The organism is Providencia sp. PROV122 (assembly GCF_028482365.1).
Taxonomy (GTDB): domain Bacteria; phylum Pseudomonadota; class Gammaproteobacteria; order Enterobacterales; family Enterobacteriaceae; genus Providencia; species Providencia stuartii.
In genome coordinates, this window is record NZ_JAMPQI010000008.1 from 55,839 (window position 1) to 79,794 (window position 23,956).

General features: G+C 42.7%; 23 protein-coding genes and 1 pseudogene. 9 read left to right on the forward strand and 15 right to left on the reverse strand.

Features of this window, described 5'->3' with window-relative positions:
• Positions 1-4 precede the first annotated feature (4 nt).
• The 7 genes from fliL to fliF form a co-directional block, all read right to left on the reverse strand.
• Positions 5-487 carry a flagellar basal body-associated protein FliL gene (fliL, locus tag PSE69_RS06940; protein ID WP_004918672.1) on the reverse strand — a complete coding sequence of 161 codons (483 nt, stop codon included), beginning with the start codon at positions 485-487 and terminating at the stop codon, positions 5-7.
• Positions 488-652: 165 nt separating this feature from the next.
• Entirely contained in the window at positions 653-2,014 is a 1,362-nt protein-coding gene (locus PSE69_RS06945; protein WP_121874876.1) for a flagellar hook-length control protein FliK, read from the reverse strand.
• Positions 2,015-2,458 carry a flagellar export protein FliJ gene (gene fliJ / locus PSE69_RS06950; RefSeq protein WP_121874875.1) on the reverse strand — a complete coding sequence of 148 codons (444 nt, stop codon included), beginning with the start codon at positions 2,456-2,458 and terminating at the stop codon, positions 2,015-2,017. It lies immediately after the preceding gene.
• A gap of 10 nt (positions 2,459-2,468) precedes the next feature.
• Positions 2,469-3,833 (reverse strand): flagellar protein export ATPase FliI, encoded by a 1,365-nt coding sequence (gene fliI, locus PSE69_RS06955; protein ID WP_004918680.1) that lies wholly within the window; start codon positions 3,831-3,833, stop codon positions 2,469-2,471.
• Positions 3,830-4,561: a flagellar assembly protein FliH gene (gene fliH / locus PSE69_RS06960; RefSeq protein ID WP_004918683.1), complete on the reverse strand. Its 732-nt coding sequence runs from the start codon at positions 4,559-4,561 to the stop codon at positions 3,830-3,832. Before fliH ends, fliI begins: the two co-directional genes overlap by 4 nt.
• Positions 4,554-5,546, reverse strand: coding sequence for a flagellar motor switch protein FliG (fliG, locus tag PSE69_RS06965; RefSeq protein WP_036944176.1), 993 nt, complete (start codon positions 5,544-5,546; stop codon positions 4,554-4,556). Before fliG ends, fliH begins: the two co-directional genes overlap by 8 nt.
• Positions 5,543-7,231, reverse strand: coding sequence for a flagellar basal-body MS-ring/collar protein FliF (gene fliF / locus PSE69_RS06970; protein ID WP_004918690.1), 1,689 nt, complete (start codon positions 7,229-7,231; stop codon positions 5,543-5,545). Before fliF ends, fliG begins: the two co-directional genes overlap by 4 nt.
• Before the next feature lie 238 nt (positions 7,232-7,469).
• Here fliF and fliE point away from each other — a divergent pair, with 238 nt between their 5' ends.
• Together fliE and PSE69_RS06980 are read left to right on the forward strand one after the other, a co-directional pair.
• The gene (fliE, locus tag PSE69_RS06975) at positions 7,470-7,781 is read left to right on the forward strand and encodes a flagellar hook-basal body complex protein FliE (protein WP_014658077.1); all 312 of its coding nucleotides are present in this window, start codon (positions 7,470-7,472) and stop codon (positions 7,779-7,781) included.
• Positions 7,782-8,453: 672 nt separating this feature from the next.
• Positions 8,454-8,572: pseudogene (locus PSE69_RS06980) on the forward strand (IS200/IS605 family transposase); the annotation flags it as partial.
• A 135-nt stretch (positions 8,573-8,707) separates the two neighbouring features.
• On the opposite strand, the gene PSE69_RS06985 reads toward PSE69_RS06980, so the two are convergent.
• Positions 8,708-9,427 (reverse strand): YadA-like family protein, encoded by a 720-nt coding sequence (locus PSE69_RS06985; protein WP_121874874.1) that lies wholly within the window; start codon positions 9,425-9,427, stop codon positions 8,708-8,710.
• 579 nt (positions 9,428-10,006) lie between these two features.
• Here PSE69_RS06985 and def point away from each other — a divergent pair.
• A complete protein-coding gene (gene def / locus PSE69_RS06990; RefSeq protein ID WP_004918698.1) occupies positions 10,007-10,510 on the forward strand; it encodes a peptide deformylase in 504 nt (167 codons plus the stop codon).
• 40 nt (positions 10,511-10,550) lie between these two features.
• On the opposite strand, the gene fliT is transcribed toward def, so the two are convergent.
• The 3 genes from fliT to fliD are packed head-to-tail and all read right to left on the reverse strand — an operon-like array spanning position 10,551 to position 12,761.
• The gene (gene fliT / locus PSE69_RS06995; RefSeq protein ID WP_004918700.1) at positions 10,551-10,940 is read right to left on the reverse strand and encodes a flagellar protein FliT; all 390 of its coding nucleotides are present in this window, start codon (positions 10,938-10,940) and stop codon (positions 10,551-10,553) included.
• Positions 10,930-11,328: a flagellar export chaperone FliS gene (gene fliS / locus PSE69_RS07000; protein WP_004918702.1), complete on the reverse strand. Its 399-nt coding sequence runs from the start codon at positions 11,326-11,328 to the stop codon at positions 10,930-10,932. The genes fliT and fliS overlap by 11 nt, the downstream gene beginning before the upstream one ends.
• 5 nt (positions 11,329-11,333) lie before the next feature.
• Positions 11,334-12,761: a flagellar filament capping protein FliD gene (gene fliD / locus PSE69_RS07005; protein WP_004918704.1), complete on the reverse strand. Its 1,428-nt coding sequence runs from the start codon at positions 12,759-12,761 to the stop codon at positions 11,334-11,336.
• Between the two features lie 349 nt (positions 12,762-13,110).
• On the opposite strand from fliD, the gene PSE69_RS07010 reads away from it, so the two are divergent.
• Positions 13,111-14,193, forward strand: coding sequence for a FliC/FljB family flagellin (locus PSE69_RS07010; RefSeq protein ID WP_121875149.1), 1,083 nt, complete (start codon positions 13,111-13,113; stop codon positions 14,191-14,193).
• A 222-nt stretch (positions 14,194-14,415) separates the two neighbouring features.
• On the forward strand, positions 14,416-15,144 hold the full coding sequence (locus PSE69_RS07015) for an RNA polymerase sigma factor FliA (protein WP_042116490.1): 729 nt from the start codon (positions 14,416-14,418) through the stop codon (positions 15,142-15,144).
• A gap of 152 nt (positions 15,145-15,296) precedes the next feature.
• Here PSE69_RS07015 and PSE69_RS07020 read toward each other — a convergent pair whose 3' ends face one another.
• Positions 15,297-15,914, reverse strand: coding sequence for a bifunctional 4-hydroxy-2-oxoglutarate aldolase/2-dehydro-3-deoxy-phosphogluconate aldolase (locus tag PSE69_RS07020; protein ID WP_014658082.1), 618 nt, complete (start codon positions 15,912-15,914; stop codon positions 15,297-15,299).
• Positions 15,915-15,916: 2 nt separating this feature from the next.
• Positions 15,917-16,870, reverse strand: coding sequence for a sugar kinase (locus PSE69_RS07025; protein WP_121875148.1), 954 nt, complete (start codon positions 16,868-16,870; stop codon positions 15,917-15,919).
• A gap of 239 nt (positions 16,871-17,109) precedes the next feature.
• On the opposite strand from PSE69_RS07025, the gene kdgR reads away from it, so the two are divergent.
• Positions 17,110-17,895: a DNA-binding transcriptional regulator KdgR gene (kdgR, locus tag PSE69_RS07030; RefSeq protein WP_040133018.1), complete on the forward strand. Its 786-nt coding sequence runs from the start codon at positions 17,110-17,112 to the stop codon at positions 17,893-17,895.
• 245 nt (positions 17,896-18,140) lie between these two features.
• Positions 18,141-18,458 carry a hypothetical protein gene (locus PSE69_RS07035; RefSeq protein ID WP_227698412.1) on the forward strand — a complete coding sequence of 106 codons (318 nt, stop codon included), beginning with the start codon at positions 18,141-18,143 and terminating at the stop codon, positions 18,456-18,458.
• Positions 18,459-18,490: 32 nt separating this feature from the next.
• Here the strand turns inward: PSE69_RS07035 and PSE69_RS07040 are convergent, their stop codons facing one another.
• Together PSE69_RS07040 and PSE69_RS07045 are read right to left on the reverse strand one after the other, a co-directional pair.
• Positions 18,491-19,408 (reverse strand): chitinase, encoded by a 918-nt coding sequence (locus PSE69_RS07040; RefSeq protein WP_158002582.1) that lies wholly within the window; start codon positions 19,406-19,408, stop codon positions 18,491-18,493.
• A gap of 181 nt (positions 19,409-19,589) precedes the next feature.
• Positions 19,590-21,632 carry a choline transporter gene (locus tag PSE69_RS07045; RefSeq protein ID WP_004918722.1) on the reverse strand — a complete coding sequence of 681 codons (2,043 nt, stop codon included), beginning with the start codon at positions 21,630-21,632 and terminating at the stop codon, positions 19,590-19,592.
• A 211-nt stretch (positions 21,633-21,843) separates the two neighbouring features.
• On the opposite strand from PSE69_RS07045, the gene betI reads away from it, so the two are divergent.
• Both betI and betB read left to right on the forward strand, forming a co-directional pair.
• Positions 21,844-22,440, forward strand: a complete 597-nt coding sequence (gene betI / locus PSE69_RS07050) for a transcriptional regulator BetI (RefSeq protein WP_004918724.1) — start codon at positions 21,844-21,846, stop codon at positions 22,438-22,440.
• Positions 22,441-22,474: 34 nt separating this feature from the next.
• Positions 22,475-23,953 carry a betaine-aldehyde dehydrogenase gene (betB, locus tag PSE69_RS07055; protein ID WP_004918726.1) on the forward strand — a complete coding sequence of 493 codons (1,479 nt, stop codon included), beginning with the start codon at positions 22,475-22,477 and terminating at the stop codon, positions 23,951-23,953.
• Positions 23,954-23,956 lie beyond the last annotated feature (3 nt).

A 23,956-nucleotide genomic window follows, 5' to 3' on the forward strand; every position in this document is an offset into this window, starting at 1 on the left:
TGAATTACCGCAAAATAAATGTCGTAAATAACACGTCGGTGATCTCCTGATCGTTTTCGCCGGGGATCACAGTTGGAGACAAAGTTTTTTTAATGGCTTGCATTAATTGCAATTTACCGTCATGAGTACTGAGTGCTTTCGGCTTCTGCTCTGATAGCAATAACAACAAACGGCTACGGACTTCAGGTAGAAAATCATGCAGTTGCTTGCGTGATTTCTCATTTGCTAATCGTAACGTGATATTGATATACAGAACCCGATCGGGGGATTCGTTCAGTCCCGGAAGGTTGACGGTAAAAGGTTCTAAATCCATAAAAATAGGTTGGGATAGCTTAGGTGATTTCTCTTCCTCATTAACTGAATTTGCCGTCTGTTGCGTTGTCCACCATGTATAACCACCAAAACCCGCACCGGCAATGGCGAGAAGGGCGAACAGCACGAGCAACCCTTTGTTTGAATTCTTAGATGTATTGCTTGAAGACGACATGTTAGCAAAATTCCTATTTATGAAGACCAAACCCACCTCGGGGTTTTTTACTTTGTTATCTTTAGCATTATGGCTTGATTGAGCCAGACTAAAGGGGGGAAAAACGAAACAAAAAGGGGGTAACTCGGCGCTTTAATTACGAAATCACCACCTCTCGTTTAAAAATTAAGCGAATGTATCGATCCCACCTCGTGTGCGAATGGTGGAAGTCGTCGGTGACACTGCCGCCATCTCAGTACTTGTCACGCTGCTAAGCGTTTGTCCGCCATACAGATTTTTTTCGTGACCTTGCTCTGAGTGCGTATCCGCATTCGATTGACCACTAAAGTTATCTTGCCCAACCGAGCCTTGAGCCAAATGGATGCCACTTTCTTGTAACGCATTACGTAAGATTGGCATCATGGTTTCCATCGCGGCACGTACTTGACTGTGAGGCGACACAAAATGCATAACGGCTTGGTTATCTTCAATGCGTAGGTGAACATTTAACGAGCCAAGCTCTTCCGGATGTAAGCGAATTTGTGCATGTGAGACCCCTTGGCGTGAGAAAAACAGCATATGTTGGTTCAATTGCTGTTGCCAGGCTTCACTGCCTAATGGTACTCCCGGCTGCATGGGGATAACGGGCACATTCGTCGAAACTATTTGAGAACTGTTAGGCAGCGGCGTTAAGCTGACCGTTTGAGTGGGTGATGAAGGTGCCATTTGAATGGCATCACTGCCCGTTGTCGGGGTAAATGCCCCTTTAATTAGGGCGCCGTTATCTGCCGTCGCAAAGGTAGGTACGATGGAGCTTGGTGCCTCTTTATCCGCCAGTTTTTTATTTAATGGCATAAAGTCTGAGGATAAGTTTTTGGTTAAGCTCTCGCGGCCTTCATTGAGTGAGAAAAGTGGTTGATCTTTACGCGGCTCTCGCTCATTTTTAATGAAAGCCCCTAATGATGGCGATTCTTCTTCGCCGGCTAATTGCATTTGAGCACTTAGGTCAGTTGGCTCATCCATTGTTGCCATCGCCACCAACGAGTCATTTAAAGGTTGAGTTTTTTGGGCAAATGGCACTAAAGCCGCTCGCTGACCATCAGCAAATTTTGTTGTTGCTGACGACAGGGTTTGCTGATCAACGGCATTTTTCAGGTTAGCTAACCACACTTGCTCAACAGCGTCTGATTGCGCCAATAATTGCGATTGTAAAGCAGGTTGCTCGCTACCGTTGCGTAAGTGGCGGCTATAATTTAGTTGCTCAATTGCCTGCTCTGCTTGTTCCTTTTCTTTTCCCGTGGATGGCTCATGGCCTTTGGTTGTTAAACGCTCATCAGCACTTGTAGGCTTTTGATTAGCCTGCTTGTCCATCGTTGGTTCAGACGTAGACGCTTTTTGTGGCGTGGGTTGCTGGCTTTCCAACGCGGCTTGAAAAGGCACCACCGCCTCTTGATTATCATCAGCACGTGATTGATTTGGCTGCGTATGGCCGTTTTTAGCGCCATTTGTTGCCGTAATGGCTGGAGAGCCTGTATTATTGACGTCCATTTATTGATTTCTCCGTAACATTGCGCGCTGAGCATATTCATCCATCTGCTTTTGCTCTAGGCGGTTTAAACGTTGGTTTTTAGTTTGCTCAGCACGTTGAATTAAAGTGTCGAATGCATTGACGCGTTGCTGTTTTTCTTGCCAATGGCGGTTAGCTTCGTTAACACGTTGCTCCCATAATGAAAGCTGTTGCTGCTGTTGCTCAATGGTGAGTTCTAATGTGACTAAAAACTGCTGGTAGTTTTGCCATTTATCAGCATCTATCCCACTGTGCAGTGTTTGGTTTAATTTTTGTCGATATTCAGCCTGATAGTTCTCTAACATATTGAGTTGTTGAGTCATTTGTACCTGCGTTTGTCGAACTTGGGCCAACACCTTTGCGGCTTCTTCAGAGGCCTCAACGGCTAAACTCAATAATGTATCTAACGCATTGTTTTTACTCATTTAACCCTCATTACTCATTTGGAACAGCATGCACCAATTGTTCGCAAGCACTTTGATAATCGCAGCGCTCATCAATGTCTTGTTGTAAAAACTTCGACATACGGGGGTAATATTGGATTGCCATATCTAACAGCGGATCACTGCCTGTTGCATACGCACCCACATTAATCAGATCGCGGTTGCGTTGATAACTGGAGGTGAGCTGCTTGAAGCGTTGGATTTGGCGATAATGTTGTTTATCAATTAACTCTGTCATCGCTCGGCTGATTGATGCCTCAATATCGATAGCCGGATAGTGGCCTGATTCCGCCAGTGATCTTGATAGCACGATATGCCCATCGAGAATGGCGCGGGCAGAATCTGCGATAGGATCCTGTTGGTCATCCCCTTCGGTTAATACGGTATAAAAAGCGGTAATAGAGCCACCATTTTTGCCGTTACCTGCCCGTTCGACTAATGCAGGTAATTTGGCAAAAACAGAAGGTGGATAACCTTTTGTTGCAGGAGGTTCACCGATGGCTAAGGCAATTTCTCGTTGAGCCATACTGTAACGGGTGAGGGAATCCATGATCAGCAATACGTTTTTTCCTAGGTCACGGAAGTACTCGGCAATCCGTGTCGCATAAGAAGCCCCTTGCATACGTAATAGTGGCGAGACATCGGCAGGTGCCGCAACCACAACGGCACGTTTTAAGCCCTCGGCCCCTAAAATATTTTCGATAAAATCTTTGACCTCACGACCACGCTCACCAATCAAGCCAACCACAATAATGTCCGCCTGAGTGAAACGCGCCATCATGCCGAGTAAAACACTTTTTCCGACCCCTGAACCTGCAAATAGCCCCATGCGTTGGCCTCGCCCAACGGTCAGTAAGGCGTTAATGGCGCGTACGCCCACATCCAAAACACTATGGATAGGCGTGCGTTCTAATGGGTTAATAGGAGGCGTGATCAATGGCGCCCGTTGCTTGGCGTCTAATGGGCCTTTTCCATCGAGCGGTGTACCTTGCGCATCAAGAATGCGTCCTAATAGTTCATCCCCTAATGGCAACAAACGACTGGTTTGTCCATCATCACCGTTAGTTTGTGCATAGACGCGCGCGCCCGGCGCAATACCTTCTAGGTCAGCAAGTGGCATCAATAGCATGCGTGGGCCATTAAAACCGACAACTTCACAAACTACTTCGTCATGGCGATCGTTAATGGCTCGTTCGACAAAGCAGGTGGCGCCTAATGGCATCTTGATCCCTTCTGCCTCCATGACTAACCCGGTTATTTTTGTCAGTCGTCCATAGCGGCGTATCATTGGGATCCCTTTCATTCGGGATTCAAAACCTTCAAGTGCAGCAATCCAGCGACTCATTCGTACGGTCATGAGAGTGTCTCCGGTGCGTAGAGGCGGCATAGCTCTTGCCAGCGTGTTGCCACTGTCATATCGATTTCGCCATCTTCAGCGACGACACGACAACCACCAAGATGCAGCTTCGGATCGCCAACTAAGCGCCAGCCATTCAAATTCAGCAGCGAGCCTAAATGTTGCTCGATCAATGCTGTGTGAGCTGGGTTAACGTGTAGTTCAGGTTGCCCAGAAAACAGCGGTTTTTGCTGTAACAAATGGCTGATCTCTTCCAGCAAGGCCGTGCCATCACAAATGGTGGATTGACCGAGCACTTGTTTTGCGGCAGTTAAAGCAATTTGTAAAAGCTTAGTGGTGATCACCGTATCGAAACTATCTAATGAATAATGAAATTCAGATAGCAGCTTTTGCCATGTATCAATAATTGGTTGCTCTTGAGCCAGTGCTTGCTGGCGGCCTTGCTCTGCACCTTCGCGTTGGCCTTGCTCAAAACCAGCTTGATAGCCTTCTTTTTTACCTAGCTCATAACCTTGTTGGAAACCTGTTCGTTGAGCTTCTTCTTTTAAGTTATCAAGAATATTAATTTGTTCGAGTACCTCTTGGGGTTCAAGACACGGTACTGCTGGTTTGGTTGGCTCAGGGAGTTCCTCCGGTGAAGAGACACCGGAGGCGTTGAGATCCCATTGATTCAGTTCGCGCAACTGCCAAGGTTGCCATGCTTCTGGATTAATCGGGGATTTAGACATAGACATCGTCTCCACCACCGATGGTGATCTCGCCTTTTTCTGCTAGGCGACGGACAACCATAAGAATAGCTTTCTGCTCGTTTTCCACTTGAGACATGCGTACTGGTGAACGGGATTCCAAATCATCGCGCACAATTTCAGCCGCACGAACAGCCATATTGTTGAGGAAGTGGTCGCGTAGAGCTTGATTGCAGCCTTTGAGCGCAATAACCAGAGAGTCGTTGGAGATCTCTTGTAGGATGCGTTGAATACTGCGATTGTCGACTTCGATAAGGTTTTCAAATAGGAACATTTCATCAATAATGCGTTGTGCCAATTCACCATCGTAATCGCGCATTGCGTTGATAACGCTTTCTTCTTGCTGATTTTTCATTAAGTTAATAATTTCAGCCGCTGTTCTTACGCCACCCATTTTGCTGCGTTTGAGATTTTGTCCATCAAGCAGATTATTGAGGACTTCCGTCAGCTCTGCTAAAGCAGCAGGTTGCACACCACCAAAGGTTGCGATACGCAACATAATGTCATTGCGTTGACGCTCTTCGAACAGCTCTAAAACATCGGCCGCAAGGTTACGCTTAAGGTGAACTAATATGGTTGCGATAATTTGTGGATGCTCATCACGAATAATATCGGCCACAGTTTGTGGCTCCATATAGTTAAGACTTTCAATACCTGATGTGCTCTCTTGCTTATCGAAAATATCTTCAAGTAGGCTAGCTGCGCGCTCTTCACCCAGCGCTTTAACCAGTACCGAACGGAGATAATCATTGGTATTGATATTTAATGCCGCAAATTGAATCGCCGATTCTTCAAACTCAGTGAGCACTTCTGCTAACTCATTGTTAGAGATTTGGCGCATGTTTGAAACAGCCATACTTAATTGCTGCACTTCTTTTGGGTTCAAATGCTTAAAGACCTCAGCGGCCTGATCTTCGCCGAGAGTCATTAGCATCACGGCACTTTTTTCGGTTCCACTTAACATTATTGTGCTTTTCCTAACCACTGACGGATAACCATTGCCACGACTTGTGGATCTTTTTCAGCCATTTCACGAATACGCTGACTTTGGATCTCTGCACTCACACGTTGGCGAGTTAAGCGACGACGGGTTTGTTCGTCCATATCTTCATTAATTTCTTCATCGACCACGAGAGGGGTTTTAGGCTGAGCCGCCACAAACACTTCTGCCGCCGATTGGGCTTGTTGAGTTTGACGATATTTCACCCATTGTGGTTTGACGCCGAAACGCCACATCAACCAAGCAATGATGGCTATCAAGATGATTTTGCCGTAATCCAACACTTGAGCGATAAATTGAGGGTTTTCAAGCATGGATGGTTGTTCTTCAACGACAGTATCGTTGGTAAACAATGAGTTAGTGATACTCAGTGAATCGCCGCGTGTGCTGGAATAGCCCATCGCTTCACGGGTTAACGACTCAATTTGCTGCATCATTTCTGGTGATAATGGTTTCATCTGTTGTGTGCCATCTTCACCATCTTGCGGTAAATAGTTGATGATCACAGCTACGGATAGTCTGTCGATAACGCCAATTTGACGTTGGGTATGGCTAATTTTGCGATCGACTTCGTAGTTTGTGGTTTCATCACTTTGTGAAAGGCTAGAGCCATTATTAGAAGGGCTATTTTGTGCCGAATTTGCACCTTTATTATCGGTAGAAATAGGGGCACTTGGCGCACTTGGTGGCTGATTAGATAGCGCACCTGGCACACCACCTACACCACTGGTATTGTTTTGCGAGCTTTGGCTATTTTGGCGAGAGCGTACGGCTGCGCTATTTGGCGTTTGATTAGGCTTATACTCTTCAGAGGTTTGTTCAACCTTCGAAAAATCCATTTGTGCCGTGACTTGGGCATGCACATTAGCGCGCCCCACTAAAGGCGAAATGATGTCTTCAATGCGTTGTTTCAGATGGGATTCCATCTCTTTGGTCATTTTAATTTGCGCATTGTTGGCAGATTGTTGGCTATTATCATTATTTGTGAGCAAGCGACCCGTTTGATCAACGATGGTCACGTTAGCCGCCGTTAGGCCAGAGACACTGCTTGATACCATATGGACAATTGCCGTGATTTGTCCTTCGTCTAGCATGCGTCCGGGCAATAAGCCGACGGTCACCGAAGCGGTGGGGAGTTTCTGTTCACGGACAAATAATGTCGGTTTGGGGATAGCTAAATGCACTCGTGCATTTTGAACAGGACTGAGTGATTCAATCGTGCGCGATAATTCACCTTCTAATGCACGTTGATAGTTAACTTGCTCACTAAATTGGCTAATCCCAAACTGCTCTTTATCTAATAGTTCAAAGCCTGTATTGCCACCTTTAGGTAATCCTGATTGTGCCAATTTCAGACGAAGTTCATGAACTTTTTCGGCGGGTACTAAAATTGCACTGCCGTTATCCGCAATTTGATACGGTACGTTCATTTGGGTTAATTGGCTGACAATATCACCGCCATCTTTTGCGCTGAGATTACTTAACAATACACGATAATCCGGACTGCGTAGCCAAAGAAGTAGGGCGACAACGACGGCAATCGCTGCGGCGCCAGCAATCATTAATGGGATTTTTGGGGATGCTTTGAAGCGTGCTGCAATAGATGCAAACCCTTTTGAAGCTTCTCCCGTCTCTTTCGATGCGGCACTCATAGATATTCCCTGCCTTGCAGAATCAACAGATGAAAACACTTTTGGCGAAACAATGTTATTCCCTCTTCGTAACGTCACTTTTTTACGCTGCTATTATTGATGACTCTGATAAATCTAATGACGGAATCAGCCTATCATTTTGGTGTTATTTATCGGCTTCAAGTTAAAAAGGCTGTGTTAGGGTATGCAGCTATATAAAACAGCGATGGTTGTTCGCACAGACATTGAAGAGAAGAAAATGACAATCCAAGCAATTGAAGGGGTGTTGTCGCAGCTACAGACAACGGCATTACAGGCCGCAAACCATCAAAAACCGGTGGTTGAACCCGTTGGATTTGCCGATCATCTGGTTTCAGCGGTTAATCAAATCAATACCGTGAGAAACCAATCGGCAAAACAGATAGAAGACTTTACATTAGGTAAAAGTAATGTCTCGTTAAATGATGTTATGGTGGATATGCAAAAAGCCAGCTTGAGCCTACAAATGGGGATCCAAGTGCGTAATAAGTTGGTTGCGGCGTACCAAGAGGTGATGTCGATTCCTGTTTAGCAGTCGCCCTCGCTCGTCACCTTTTTCACCTAACGGTATTGTCCACACTCGTTCGCCCTAGTGACATGCTTATGTATGCTCCTAGGGTTTCTTGCCTTTGCTATTTTGTCGGAACACTAATGTTATAGCGCTAGCTTGCCACTGTTTGCACCCTCGTGTGTTGGCGACGCTCGCCCTCGTTACATACTTGTGTATGCTCCTAGAGTCTCTTTCTTTTATTACTTTGTTAGAGCACAAAAATCATAGAGCTAGATATTGGGTCAATTATACCTTGCAAAAGAAGACACAGAGGTATTGGCTCCGCGAGTGAAAAACTTAAATGGAACGCTACATTAATAAATTAAAGATAAGCTATGTCATCATATATTGGGTTGAGGGGGTAATTTACGTGTTTTTTTAGACAACTACTCTGTTGATTAAATTGTTTTGAACATTTTTGGGGTGGATAAATAAATATTTTAACTGTTTCTTTTTACTTTCAATTGAAGCAGAAAGTTGAGAAGGCGCTCAGTAAATGGAAACAGTTCATTGTATATAGAAAACCCCAGCTAGGCTGGGGGGCCGTAAAGCTTTCAGTTTTGAATAAGATATAAAAACCCCTTTTGATTTGTTAAAACATCTTGCGGCCTGGCAACGGCAAGAGTCAAATAAGAAATCAAAAGGGGGGTTCCAATGGGAGACGAAAAGAGCTTAGCGCATACACGATGGAATTTGCACCCAAATATAGAAGACAAGTTTTTCACGGTGAAAAACGTAGAGCGGTAGGCAGTATTTTAAGAAAGTTATGTGAGTAGAAGAATGTCAGAGCCGTTGTGCGCCTGTTAGGGCGCGGTAGGTAACAAAGCCTTATCGGCGCATATTAAAAACCTCCGGCTACGCCGGAGGATATTTTTTACTTAAGCATAAGTATCATCAAAAATGATGAGTTACCAACCAATGGCGATACCTGCACCAACAATCGCACTATCGGCATTATTCCATGCGATAGAGCTACGCAGATTCAGATCCTTTTTTAATTGGTATTGTGCTCCAGCAGCAATAGCATTGCCATTACGGTAATGACCCAAGCCAATGCCAGCACTAAAACGTGTATTTAACGAATAAGGGATATTAGACATAGCCGCCACAGAAGCGATACCTGAGTTGGCCTGTTTTTCCATTTTAGTGATTTTTTTATCTAGCTGGGTAAAACGTACTTTATTGAAGGCTTGTGTGTTATCGAGATTTTGCTGGAAATGGGCAAACCTATTTTGATTTTCAGCTTGGATTGTACTGTGTTGTGAATCGAGTAACTCAAGCTTATTGTCTAAATCACGGTGATGCTCAATCAATCGGTTATCAATATAATCATTGTTAATATTAATCGACTGTTGGATCTTTTCATCAATCTCCGTGATCGTCGGCGTCACTTTTTTATCTTGTTTGATGAGTTGTTGATACACTAACTCTTCTAGGGTAGGTATTTCGATATTTTTTGCTTGTTCTGCCCTGTAATGTTTGAATAATTCAGCGGCTTTTTGGAACTCAGCTAGTGACTCAGCGACATCGAAGGCAACCTCTGTTGCGCTCGGAAATAGGGGGGCCGCCTGTGCTGAATGTGAAAGTGCTAATACCGCCATTGAACTCGCCAATAACGTTTTTTTCATGTTGATATCCTTATTAATGAAATAAACGCCTCTAATTTTTGCTTCTATTACATTCAAAAAGAGGCATTAATTTATATTAGAGTTAATGGCCACTTTTGAATATTCTAATATTACTCTCAATGATATCGTAAAAAGTGATTTGGTATGAATTAAGTGCGGTTTTATACACTTTATAAATGATAAAATAAAAGCAATATGCCATGATATTTTAATTTTACTATTATCATAAATAACGGAGATTAAAATATTAGCATTTTGAATGTATTTTCTGAGATAACGATTTTTATTAATTTATATTATTAATTAATCATATGGTTAAAACCTTAGCATAGTTAGGGTTGCTAAGCTGCGATGTAGCAATAAAAATAAACGGCTATTATTTTTAGTGTTTTTTTCTAGATAACATGTTATTTTTCTGTGAAATTATAGGGTGTTTTATTTTTAGGTCAACCTAGTTGATCTTGATGTGATTTTTTTAGCTAGTGGGTAATGCCATTTTTTGCATCTTATCGTCAATTTAAAAAGACGATAATGCGTAATAGTTTGAATAAAGAGTATGACAGATAGGATTTTTGAGATATGGCAGTAAGAGCTATTATTGAGATACCCGATGAGCGGTTACGCGTTAAATGTGACCCAGTCACCGACATTGCGGCAGCACAGCCATTAATTGATGATTTATTGGATACCATGTACAGCACCGATAATGGTATTGGCTTAGCAGCGACGCAAATTGGCGCAACATTATCGGTGATGGTGATTGATATTTCTGAAAACCGTGATCAGCCTATGGTATTTGTTAACCCTGAAATTATTGAAAGTGAAGGGGAAACGAGCTACCAAGAAGGTTGTTTATCCGTGCCTGAAATTTATGCTGATGTGGCACGTTTTAAGCGCGTAAAAGTTAAGGCGCTAGATAGAGACGGGAAGGCGTTTATCACCGATTCTGATGAATTTTTGGCGATTGTGATGCAGCATGAAATTGACCATTTGCATGGAAAGGTTTTTCTTGATCATTTATCGACCTTAAAACGCAATATGCTGTTGAAAAAACTAAAGAAACAGCAGCGTTTAAGACAGTAATCGATCCATAAGTGTCAGGTAGGCCGCCTGACACACATGGCTATTCAATGGGTTTTATTGTTATTGGCGTATCTGGCTCATTAAATTGGCCGTAGCTATTATTGAGTGCTCGTTTTTGGTCCAGTTGCTTCATTTCTTTACTTAAAAAATCTAAGTGCTGTTGTAAATGCGTTTTCGTGATCTGCTCGTTCTCAATAATTTGATGTAATAACCTAACCAACTCATCGGTGATGGGTTGGTGTGCTTCAAACTCATGAGTTAGCTGCGTTAAATTTTCGACGGCATAAACATATTCTGTTTCGTGGGCAACTAACTGTTCCCACTGTTGTGCTTCTGCGAGTGCGACTAAATTTTCACTTAATGCTAAGACATCACGATAGATTTCATATAAATCGGTAGGTTTTTTATTATTCACCTGGTTATCTTTCATCCACATTTGCCCCGATCTGTTGCCAAGCTGACGCGATATCGGAGAGTAATTGGTAAACTTCTTGGATATAAGCCACATTATTTTCAAGATTAGCATTTAATAGGCGCATGATCATATAGTCATAAAGACTTGCAAGATTATCGGCGATTTCACCTCCGGCCTCATGGTTGAGCGCCTGTTTCAAACCTGTGTCAATAATATCGATTGCTTTAGAAAGTTCTTTGCCTTTTGCAGCGATATTATTTTGTTGCATAAAAATTTCAGCACGTTTGAGGGCGCTTAACGCCCCTCGATAGAGAATGCTAATCAGTTGGTATGGGGTCGCATTGGCAATTTCACTTTCCAAATCGACTTGTTGGTAGGCTTGTTTTGCTTTTTGCTGATACATAATTATTAACCTAACAGTCTGCCTAATGAGTTACTGGTGCTATTGAGTGAATTCATCATTTTATCTAAATTTTGGAATTGGCGGCGGTATAAATCCATGGTGTTTTCAATCTGCTTATTAGTTTGTTCAATACGCTTATCAAGGCTTTTCTTTTTCTTTTGTACGCCATCAGTCGCGTTATGCAGTGTGCCTTCGCGGGCATCGAGGGTATCTTTTAAGAAATTAAAGTTCTCGGTTGCAAAGCCTGTCTCTTTACCATCCCCCATAAAGAAACTTTTGACGCTACCAGGATTCTCTTTTAACGCTTTTTCGAACTTTTTATCTTCTATCTCTAATGTGCCATCAACTTTTTGTGTGATCCCCATTTTATTTAATAAATTAATTTCACCACTATCTTGTGCTGAACGTATTTGAGTACGTAATTGGCTTTGAATTGTGCGTAATGTCGAATCACCGATAAGTGGACCATTGGTTTTATCTGGGGCGGTTCCTTTCGTTGTTGGCGTATATTTGGTCAATTCTTTGGCTAAATTCTGGAATTCGTTATAGGCGTCTACCCACGCTTTAATTTTTGCTTTAGCGGGCTCAATATCTTCAGAAATGATCAAATGGTCAGGTTTTTTGTCTTCACTCTCTTTTTTCAATGTCAAAGTGAGCCCAGGAAAGAGATCTTTTGCTTCATTGCTTTGTGATTCAAGTTCAAAACCATCAATATTTAGCAAGGCATTTTGCGGGGGAACTTTTTGCTCCATGCCGATGTTTTCTTTATCTTTTAAAACGACATTTCCACCACTGTCTAGTTCAGACTCAACATTCAGTATTTTAGCGAGCTCGTCATCACCTTCAACTTTGATATTAATACGGTGTTCAGTACCTTCTTTTTTGGAGGTAACGACAAGATGATAACGATTACTTTTATCTTTGATCACCGCGGCGGTGACCGTTTTATCTGTTTTATTGATAGCATCAGCGATTTCAACCAAAGAGGTGTGTTCATTATCAAGTTTGATAATAATGGGATCTTCTTCAGCAGGCTGAGTGATAGTGATAGTTCGCTCTGCGTTACCGTTACCTAATAATTTTTTATTATCATCATGGCCTTTAGTCGCAATAGTTTGTGCTTTCGCAAGTTGAGTGACTAGGACATCATGAACCCCAGCTACGGCCTTGCCATCTGTTTTAACGTCGAAGCTTTTATATTCACCGTTCACTTTGGTGGTGCTGATATCATTGTATTTTTTAAGATCTTCCGCCGCTTTTTTTAATTTTTCTAGAGATGACTGCATCTTACCAAAAGCGCTAATCTGTGCATCATAGCTGGCTTTTTGTGCCGTTAATGGCTCAAGGCGACGTTTTTCCATCGCTTCAAGTTGGTCCATTTGGTTATTTAAGTCTAAGTTTGCCCCGATACCGAGTGTCGATATACCAGCCATTGTTCTCTCCTAAAAAATTATTCTCATTTACAGGGTTATCGGCGAGAAGAACGGAAATCTTAGACTAAGTCGATAAATAATGATGGCAGGAGTTGACCCTACAAAACAGGGTATTTATCTCTATTGATAATCAATAATTTAAAATTTGCGGTTTATAAATTTATTTTGACAAAATAATTTACCGCTTGGAGCGGGGCGGTAGCTGGGTTTCTCGCTTTGAGATAAAAAATTTTTGTCGAAATCCCTAAAGCCCTTTTTTATGCCGCCGATAATGGTATTGCTGGCAACAAACTGTAAAGCCTAACAGATTGGCTAACTTTATTATTACGGAATAACAAGGACATATATTATGGCACAGGTTATCAACACTAACATCCTGTCTCTGACAACTCAGAACAACCTAAACCGTTCACAAAGCGTACTGGGTACTGCAATTGAGCGTCTATCTTCAGGTTCACGTATCAATAGCGCAAAAGACGACGCAGCAGGTCAAGCGATTGCTAACCGTTTCACTGCTAACATCAAAGGTTTGACCCAAGCTTCTCGTAATGCGAGCGACGGTATTTCAATGGCGCAAGTTGCTGAAGGCGCAGTTAACGAAATCAACGAAAACTTGCAACGTATCCGTGAACTGACTGTTCAAGCAGCTAACGGCAGTAACTCTGACAGCGATATCACTTCAATTCGTGATGAAGTACAACAACGTCTGGATGAAATCGACCGTATCTATCAACACACTGAATTTAACGGAACACAAATTCTAAATGGTGACACTGTTTCTTACCAAGTAGGTGCGAAAGATGGTCAAACTATCAGCATGGAAATGCAAAAGATGGATCTTGATACACTAGGAATCAAAGATTTCAAAGACAAAGTTGAGAAGGTTTCTGCGGCTGCAGCTGGTCCAAAAGAGCCAGCAGGTAAAGGCACTGCAATCAGCGTAGATGCTGATAACTATGCTGTTGCAAGCGTAGGTGGCGCAAAAATTGGCACTGCTGAAATTTATGCAGATAAAACAGACCCTAATAAATTCTATATCAAAGATACAAAAGATAATAAATGGTACGAAGCGACTAAAGACACAACAACTACTTCAGGTAAAACTGAATATGTGAAAGGTACTGAGATCACTGGTCTAGGTGGCGGTACTGCTGCAAAATCTGACGCATTAGATACTTTAGATACTGCACTGAAAAATGTGGATTCATACCGTTCTAAACTGGGTGCATTCCAAAACCGTATGCAATCTACTATCAATAACCTGAACAACTCAGTCAACAACTTGAGTGCAGCACGTAGCCGTATCCAAGACGCTGACTTTGCAACAGAAGTGTCTAACATGAGCCGTGGTCAAATCCTGCAACAAGCAGGTACTTCAGTTCTGGCACAAGCAAACCAAGTTCCACAAGGTGTTCTGAGCCTGTTACGTTAATTCGTCACGGATTAATATCAGTGATTGAAGGCCAGACGTTGTTCTGGCCTTTTTGTTTATCATTCAGGCATCACATTATATACTCACAGTGTAATTGTCTTCGCTAAATTTATTTAGGTTAGGATAAATAGCACTAATTTACCTCATTACTCTACGGATTGAATTATTGTGCAGCTAGCATAATGAATACCTTTATATAAGTTTTAAAGGGTGATTCCGGTTGTGAGTGATTTGTATACTGCCGAAGGTGTAATTAATAAAAATAGCCTATGGGAGCGTTATTATCCCTTAATACGACATGAGGCCCTAAAATTACAAGTGAGATTGCCTGCGAGCGTCGATATTGATGATCTTATTCAAGCTGGCGGTATCGGGTTATTGCATGCGTTAGAGCGCTTCGATGCTTCTCAAGGAGCATCATTTGCCACTTATGCAGTGCAGCGTATTCGCGGCTCCATGCTAGATGAATTGCGCAGTCGAGATTGGGCACCGCGTAGTGTGCGCCGACAAGCTCGTGAAATGGCTAAAGTCATTGGAGAATTAGAGCAATCATTGAGTCGCAGTGCGACGGAAAGTGAAATTGCCCAAGCACTCAATATTGACGTTACAGAATACCGTCAAGCCTTACTTGATACCAACAACAGTCAACTTTATTCCTATGATGAATGGCATGAAATTCATGGCGAAAGCTGTGAGCCTGCTATTGATGAAAGTGATGGAGGCAATCCATTAAGTTTACTGATGGAGTCTAATCTACGCGCACAAATCATTGAGGCAATTGAGCAGTTACCAGAGCGGGAGAAACTGGTACTTACCCTCTATTATCAAGAAGAATTGAACTTAAAAGAAATTGGTGCGGTTTTGGAGGTCGGAGAGTCGCGAGTCAGTCAGCTCCATAGCCAAGCCATAAAACGTTTACGCGGTCGCTTAAAATCATTAACGGAGTCGTAGGCTATTTACGATTAAAAGAGCAGACAGGGAAGTGGCTAGCTAAAGGATGAGAGTATCAATAATGTGACTGTAATTTATTGCGTATTATCGCTACGCTTCTATAAGTTGGCGCTCTTGACTTAAGATAGTGTAAAGAGCGCCAGAGGCGTTGGTTAAAGGCTCGCAGCGTCAGCAATTAATTGGCCTAAAGCTTGCCAATTTTCATTATCGATCAGCTCATTAGGCACCATCCACGAGCCACCACAAACTAATACAGATGGTAGTGCTTTATATTCTTTGATATTTTTGGGGTTGATCCCACCCGTTGGCATAAAGTTAACAGGATAAACCGCGCTCATTGCTTTTAGCATCGCTACGCCACCAGAAGCTTCTGCTGGGAAAAACTTCACTGTGGTTAAATTAAATTCTAATGCCTGCTCAACTAAGCTTGGGTTATTGAGCCCAGGGATAATAATGACATTTTTTTGTTGGCAATAAGCGACGATTTTAGGGTTAAAACCTGGACTTACGATAAAATCCACGCCAGCGTCAATGGCTTGATCAACCTGTTGCGTGGTCAATACCGTGCCCGCCCCAATAAGGATTTCGGGGTATGCTGCTCGCATATTTTTAATCGCTTGTACTGCGGCGGGAGTGCGAAAGGTGACCTCAGCACAAGGTAGACCATTTTCCATTAGCGCTTGTGCGAGAGGCGCGCCATGTTCCGCCTTGTTGATTGTGATCACTGGCACCACACTGATTTTTTTTAGTTTTTCGATTAATTGATTCATGTTTAGATCCCTTTGATATTGTTTAGCTCTATGATAGGCATCGCTTCACGCGGAATAATGGCGCCTCGGTGTTGGATCACGGTTCCTGCAAGTAAATGGCCTGTGCGAGCCGCTTCTTCAGGAGAGCCACCTAGAATTCGACAGGCAAGATAGCCTGCACTGAAAGAATCGCCAGCGGCGGTGGTATCAATGACGTGAGTCACTTTATTCGCAGCCACTTCGAATTGTTGATCGTGAATGATGATATAGCAGGGTTTTGCTCCGCGTTTAATAACGATCTCTTCAACACCCTGCTGCTGTGCACGTGCAATGGATTGGCTTTCTTGCTGATCACCATACAGCAGTTGCTCATCATCAAAAGTTAAAAATGCAATATCAGTCAGTGATAACATTTGTTGGTAGGCTTGCTGTGTCGCCTCGACAGAAGGCCATAATGCAGGGCGATAATTATTGTCAAAAATGACCTTAGCACCTGACTGGCGAGCTGTTGCTAACAGTGTAAACAGCAATTGGCGAGCGGCTTCAGGTAAAATAGCTAAGCTGATGCCACTTAAATAGAGATATTGTTGTTGATTCAGTAATTGTTGGGTGCGCTCGGCGGTTTGCGCATTTAACCAAAATTTCGCTGCTGAGTTATCACGCCAATAAAAAAAACGGCGCTCACCCTCTTCTGAAGTTTCAATTAAATACATACCGGGAAGGTGTTTTTCGGCGATCACGACATGGTCAGTATAGATCCCTTCGGCTTGCCAACTTTCTCGCATTTGTTGGCTAAAGGGGTCTTGACCAAGCCCCGTTAAATAGCGAGTGACAACACCTTGTTTGTGGGTTAAACGTGCAAGGTAGAGTGCACTATTTAGGGTGTCTCCGCCAAAAGTCTGCTTAAATAATTCCCCTGATTTTTGTAACTCAACCATACATTCGCCAATCACGGCAACTTGCAAAGCTGTAGCCATTTTTACCACCTATCGTTTTTATTTTTTATAACCGAATTGAGTCAAACCTCATTAGCTAACAGCATTAAAACCTATTTTTTAGACAAGTTCAAATAAAAATGAAACGCCGTTTTAAAAATATCAAATCACCGTTCTTGTTTTTCATGAAAGTGATCTTTATGCTGTTGAGTAAACATAAAGTCAGCACATCAAACCATCTGATATGGCTATCATATTGATTTGAATAAATAGGAAGGTGAATGGTGGATAAGGTCACGCAAACGGATGCCGTTTCGTCAGTAGTAAAAGTATTCAGTATTCTCAATGCATTAGGAGAACAAAAAGAGATTGGTGTGTCTGAGCTTTCACAACGACTGCTGATGTCAAAAGCGACTACCTATCGTTTCTTGCAAACCATGAAACAATTAGGTTATGTGGCACAGGAAGGGGAAGCGGATAAATATTCATTGACGCTTAAACTATTCGAGTTGGGTGCTAAATCTCTAGAGTATGTTGATTTAATTGAAATTGCTGATAAGGAGATGCGCCATATTGGACAGTTAACCCATGAAGCGCTGCACCTTGGTGCTTTTGATGATAATGCGATTATTTATATTCATAAAATTGATTCTAGCTACAACTTGCGCATGTACTCACGGGTTGGACGGCGTAATCCATTGTATTGTACTGCGATCGGTAAGGTGCTTTTAGCATGGCAGGATGAAGCAACAGTAACAGGTATTTTAGCGCAGATTGAATTCGTCAAAAAAACCGATACAACACTATTGAGTATTGAGGCGTTAATGGCTGAATTAGCGGTGGTGCGAGAGCAACATTATGCAGAGGATAGGGAAGAGCAAGAGTTAGGGTTACGTTGCATTGCCGTACCTATTTATGACCGCTTAGGGCATGTGATAGCAGGACTATCAATCTCCTTTCCTACAATTCGTTTTGATGAACAGCAGTTGGAATATTATATCCGTTTGCTAAAGGCTGCCGGACGTCAGATTTCAGAAAAAATGGGATACCACGCTTATCCGTCATAGTCAGGGTTTAAACCAGTTATTTTTCATTGAGCTTTATATGATTGACTATTTGATATTAAAGTTTAATTAAATCAATCGTTTGATGCTTGGTTAAACTATCACTTATTTGCGGATAAAAAGACCAATCACGCGAGTTTTTACTGATAAAACTCGCCATCTCATTTGTCATATTTATAATTTTGGCATTATTTTGTAATGAAAATATGATGATGCTTAAAAATTTATTGATATTTAGCCTATTTATTATGTCTCCCCAAGCCATAGCAACGGATTATACCTTCACAGAAAAAGCGCCTGCTGACCGTGTGTATGATGAAGATTATCAAGGTATTGATGCTATCAAGCAGCAGCAACGCTTCATGTTTGATCCAAACAAGAAAGTCGCTGAAGAGGAGCGCAGCTATGAAGATTTACTTGCTCAAAAACAACAAAATGATGCGTGGGATAGTTGGGGTAATGATGTCTGTCATCGCTCTTTCACCACGATGGGATGCACTAGTGAGCCAGCATGGTTGCATGATCCGCAACAGCTTAAACACATGATTGAACAAGCAGGAAAATAAGGTGAGGCAATGTATCGCCTCACCTTGGGCCGTTATTTCAGTGCGTTAGTGAAGCGTTCCGTGTATTCAAAATCTTTGGTTTGCTCGGGGTTACCTGAATAAGAGGCTGATGCGGACTCGCCGACGCCGACCCTATCGCGGGTTAAGCTCCACATTGAAATTAAGTTCACACCATTAGTTTTTGCAAAATTACTTAATGTATTGATATCGTTAAAATTAAACATAGACCTATCATCATTAAGGCCAATCATCGGTGTGACTTGTACTAAATCATACAGCTCAGCATCTGTCAGTGTAGGGTAGTAGGTTTTTAATTGGTTTTTTAGACTGGTTGCCACATCTACGGCGGCCTGCCCCATATTTTTATCCGTTCCTTGACCATAATCCATCGCCATACCATTCACTTTCATTTTTAAACCTGCGTTAACCGATTTTTGTACTAGCGCTAACCCTTTTTCGACAAGGCCATACGGCATAACAGGTAACGTTAGGCTCAAGGTGATATCAGGGTTATTTTTCACGATGGTTGATAGTGCGGTAAAGGTTTTATCGGCATCGTATAAATCATTTTCAAAATCAAAATCCAGTTGTGAGGCACCAAGTATATCAATGACTTCTTGGTAAGTTGCAATCAATTGGTCAACAGTCTGCCTTGCAGAGACATCATAGTTAGCTGCACCTCCGAATGACACAATCACTTTGATATTGGCTTCAATTAACGCATCACAAAATGGCTTAGCCCAAGCGATAGGCATACTCGAATATGCTCCCCATGCGGCATTATTATTAGGATCAGCGGTTAAAAAAGCCAAGTAAACACCATCAACGCTGTGACTAATTGCAGCTTGGCTATATTTAGGGTTTGGTTTGCCGTTAGGAGAAAGCGGGTCATTCCAAATCGCATCAACGGTCACATCCAAATAAGGGGCAAATAGTGTCTTGTTCATCATCATTTCTCCTTGAATAGGGGGAATTTTAGCCATCTGGCATCGCGCCATTAATGAACAAAATACGCCATATTTATTGGTTAAATGATGAACAGATTAATCACTTGTCATGAAATTTATTTCAAAAACACGTGTATTGTTGCAGCTTAAAAAGGGGCCTAATGGCCCCTTTGCAGTAAAACGATTAATTAGTTTCAGGAAAGGTTAATGTTGCCCCTGGCGCTTCTCTGCTTAAGTGAATGAAATTAAGATGTTTTTCATATTGATCTAAAATATCACTGATCACCTGTTCTTTGGTGTAATCCATTAAATCATTGCTTTGTGTTCCCTCCCAAAGGAAAGTTTCTAGGCGATAGTAATGGGATTTACCTGAACGTGCGCGGTAGGTAAAGGCGGGAACAGAGTAACGTTGCGGCCAAATTTGATAGATAAAGTTCTGTTCTTCCCCTAAATCAACCACGAGCTCTAGGTGATTTAAACGCTCATCTTCGGCAGGGGGCAGAATATTAAATTCCACATTAGCGCCGCGTAGTGATAGCTCTTTTGCCACTTCTTGCATGGCAGGCGTACACACTAGATCCAACATACGTTGAGTGTAAGTGGTACCGGGGAAGTTCATCACACGGCCCAACCGCTGTTTCCAATTTAACTTACCATTGCCATATAAAGGCGCTGGCGCATTGGTGGTGAGTGAACTGACGCGCCTGAAATCTTCGACTTTTAGCGATTTATACAGCCCCGCCATAATAAAAAAGATCACAAAACTAAAAGGTAACCCCATGATCACGGTCGTATTTTGTAGTGCGGCAACCCCATCGGTCATCAACATACCTAGGGTTAATAAACCAATCGCCACTGACCAGAAAATACGTAACCAGTTAGGCGCATCATTATTGATATCGCTTAGGTTTGAGGTGAAATTCCCGAGTACGAGTGACCCAGAATCCGCAGAGGTCACATAAAATAGTAGGCCAGTGATCGTTGCCACCGATGCGGTCAAACCAAACCCGGGATAGAGCTCTAGTAAGGAGTAAAAGCCTTTTTCAGGGGCGGCAAGCACCGTTTCTGCCAATTCTTTGTTGCCATGAATGATTTCGTATAAGGCGCTGTTACCAAAAATAGATAACCAAAGTAGGGTGAACACGAAAGGGATAATCAGCGTGCCAATGACAAACTGGCGAATTGTCCGTCCACGGGAAATTCGTGCGAGAAATAAGCCCACAAACGGCGACCATGCAACCCACCAAGCCCAGAAAAATAGCGTCCAGCTATTCATCCAATCTGTTGGTCTATCAAAAGCAAAGCTGTTAAGCGTCATTCCCATAAAGCGATTAATGTAATCACCCACGTTAAGCACTAACGCATTGAGTAAAAATTCCGTATCACCAACAAACAAAATGAATAAAATCAACCCTAATGCGAGCAAAACATTCAGTTCGGATAAGATACGGATCCCTTTATTAACCCCAGATGTGGCGGAAATAACGGCCATAATGACCGAAAGTAAAATCAGGCCACCTTGTACGCCAAGCCCTTGAGGGAGATCAAACAGGACTTTTAAACCATAGTTAAGCTGTACCACACCGATACCTAATGTGGTCGCAATACCAAAAATTGTACCAATAACGGCGGCAACATCGACAGTATGGCCGATTGGCCCATAGATACGTTTACCAAAAATAGGGTAAAGGGCAGAGCGAATGGTTAAAGGCAAATTATATCGGTAACTAAAGTAACCGAGCGCAATCCCCATCAGCGCATACATAGACCAGCCCGTCAGGCCATAGTGGAAGAGAGTCCACACCATCGACTGACGAGCTGCTTCTAATGTTTCCCCTTCGCCAGTGGGTGGCAGCATATATTGCGTGACAGGCTCGGCAACAGAGAAAAACATTAGGTCGATACCGATCCCTGCCGCAAACAGCATGGCAGACCAACTTAATACGCTAAATTCAGGTTTTGATTGCTCCGGCCCTAATTTGATATTACCAAAGCGTGATGTCGCCACAAATATCACAAAGACAATATACAGCGTTGCGGCTAACAAGTAGTACCAACCAAACGTTTTTGATACCCATCCGAGAGTTGCGACGATCCATTGGTTGGCGGTTTCTGTCATGAGTATGGTGAAAAATGAAAATGCTAGTATTAGACCAGCAGAAGTGAAAAAAACCACAGAGTTTAATTTGTCTTTCTGCTGATTTTTTGGACTATTTTGAGTTGTCATCGGCAGTTTCCACAATTTTATTTATTCAAAAGTTAAAAGTTACATTCTTTGCTAATTAATTGAATTAATTGCAAAGAGTTGTTTTTTTACATCTATCTTTCTCCTAATTTTGTAAAACAATTGTGATAAAATATAGTTAATATTGATTGAATGTTCAATTAAAAAAAAGTTTAATAACAGGGTTCACTGTATTTTTTTGGGTCTAGAGGTTATGCCGAAAATAGGAATGCAATCGATACGTAAGCAGCAGTTAATTCAAGCCACACTTGAAGTGATTAATGAAGTGGGCATGCAAGAGGCCAGTATCGCGTTAATTGCTCGAAAGGCGGGTGTATCAACAGGGATCATCAGCCATTACTTCCGCGATAAAAATGGTCTGTTAGAAGCCACCATGCGTCATATTCAGTACCAACTTGGGATCGCCGTGGCAATGCGTTTAAGAATGCTGAGTCATGCCCAACCTAAACAGCGCATTCAAGCCATCGTTGAAGGTAACTTTGATTCTTCGCAAATCAGTGAGGCGGCGATGAAAACATGGTTAGCCTTTTGGGCAAGTAGCATGCATCAACCGAATTTAAATCGGTTGCAGCAAGTGAATGATAGGCGATTGTATTCCAACCTAACGTATGAGTTTGCTCGAGTACTCGATAAGCACGCCGCGCGTATGGCCGCAAAAGGGCTGGCGGCGTTAATTGATGGGTTATGGTTACGTAGTGCATTGAGTAATGAAGCTTTTCCATTACAGGATGCGTTGACCATCACGAATGAGTATATCGATATGCAGCTCAGTCGGTCGCGGGATAGCTAAACCAAAAGAAACGTTTTAATAGGAGGGAGATATTATGCACGAACCACAATTACATAAACTTTATATTCATGGTGGTTATGTAGATAGCTCACAACCGGAATGTGGGCAGTTTGATGCAATTAACCCAGCGAACGGTGAAGTGATCGCTCGTTTACAATCGGCGACACATGAAGACATCGATTGGGCGGTGGAAAGTGCCAAACAAGGGCAAAAGATATGGGCATCAATGACGGCAATAGAGCGTTCACGCATCTTACGTCGAGCAGTTGATATTTTACGTGAACGTAATGACGAGTTGGCTCAGTTAGAAACATTAGATACTGGCAAGCCACTTTCAGAGACGCGTTATGTGGATATTGTGACGGGGGCGGATGTTCTCGAATACTACGCCGGTTTGATCCCCGCTTTAGAAGGCGAACAGATCCCATTACGCGATAGTTCATTTGCCTATACGCGCCGTGAGCCGTTAGGTGTTGTCGCTGGTATCGGTGCTTGGAACTACCCTATCCAAATCGCACTTTGGAAATCTGCTCCTGCTTTAGCCGCAGGTAATGCCATGATCTTTAAGCCAAGTGAAGTGACCTCATTGACCGCACTCAAATTAGCGGAAATTTACACAGAAGCAGGGCTACCTGCCGGTGTGTTTAATGTGGTGACAGGAGGAGGCGCTGATGTGGGCCTATGGCTGACGGAGCATCCGGGCATTGCCAAAATTTCCTTCACAGGTGGCGTGCCTACAGGTAAAAAAGTGATGGCAAATGCCTCTGGGTCAACTCTAAAAGATGTCACGATGGAGTTGGGGGGGAAATCACCACTGATTATTTTTGATGATGCAGATCTGGATAAGGCTGCTGATATTGCCATGATGGCTAATTTTTACAGTTCGGGGCAAGTTTGTACTAATGGTACGCGGGTCTTTGTTCCAGAACATTTAAAAACGCAATTCGAAGAGAAGATCCAACAACGTGTTGCACGTATCAAAATAGGCTCGCCTATTGATGATGAAACCAATTTTGGCCCGCTAGTGAGTTTTGCTCATATGGAAAATGTGTTGCGTTATATCGAAATTGGTAAACAACAAGGGGCGAAACTGCTTTGTGGAGGTGAACGCCTCACAGAAGGTGAGTTTGCTCAAGGCGCGTATGTATTACCTACGGTATTTACCGACTGTTCTGATGATATGCAAATCACTCAAGAAGAGATTTTTGGCCCTGTGATGAGCATTCTCAGTTACCAATCTGAAGATGAGGTGATTGAACGCGCGAATAACTCGCTATATGGCTTGGCAGCGGGGATCGTGACTTGTGATTTATCCCGTGCACATCGTGTCATTCATCAATTAGAAGCCGGAATTTGTTGGATTAATACATGGGGTGAATCACCCGCGCAAATGCCTGTCGGGGGCTATAAGCACTCAGGGGTTGGCCGTGAAAATGGCTTAGTCACACTACAAAATTATACTCAAATCAAATCAATACAAGTCGAACTTGGGGAGTTTGCATCCGTATTTTAATTT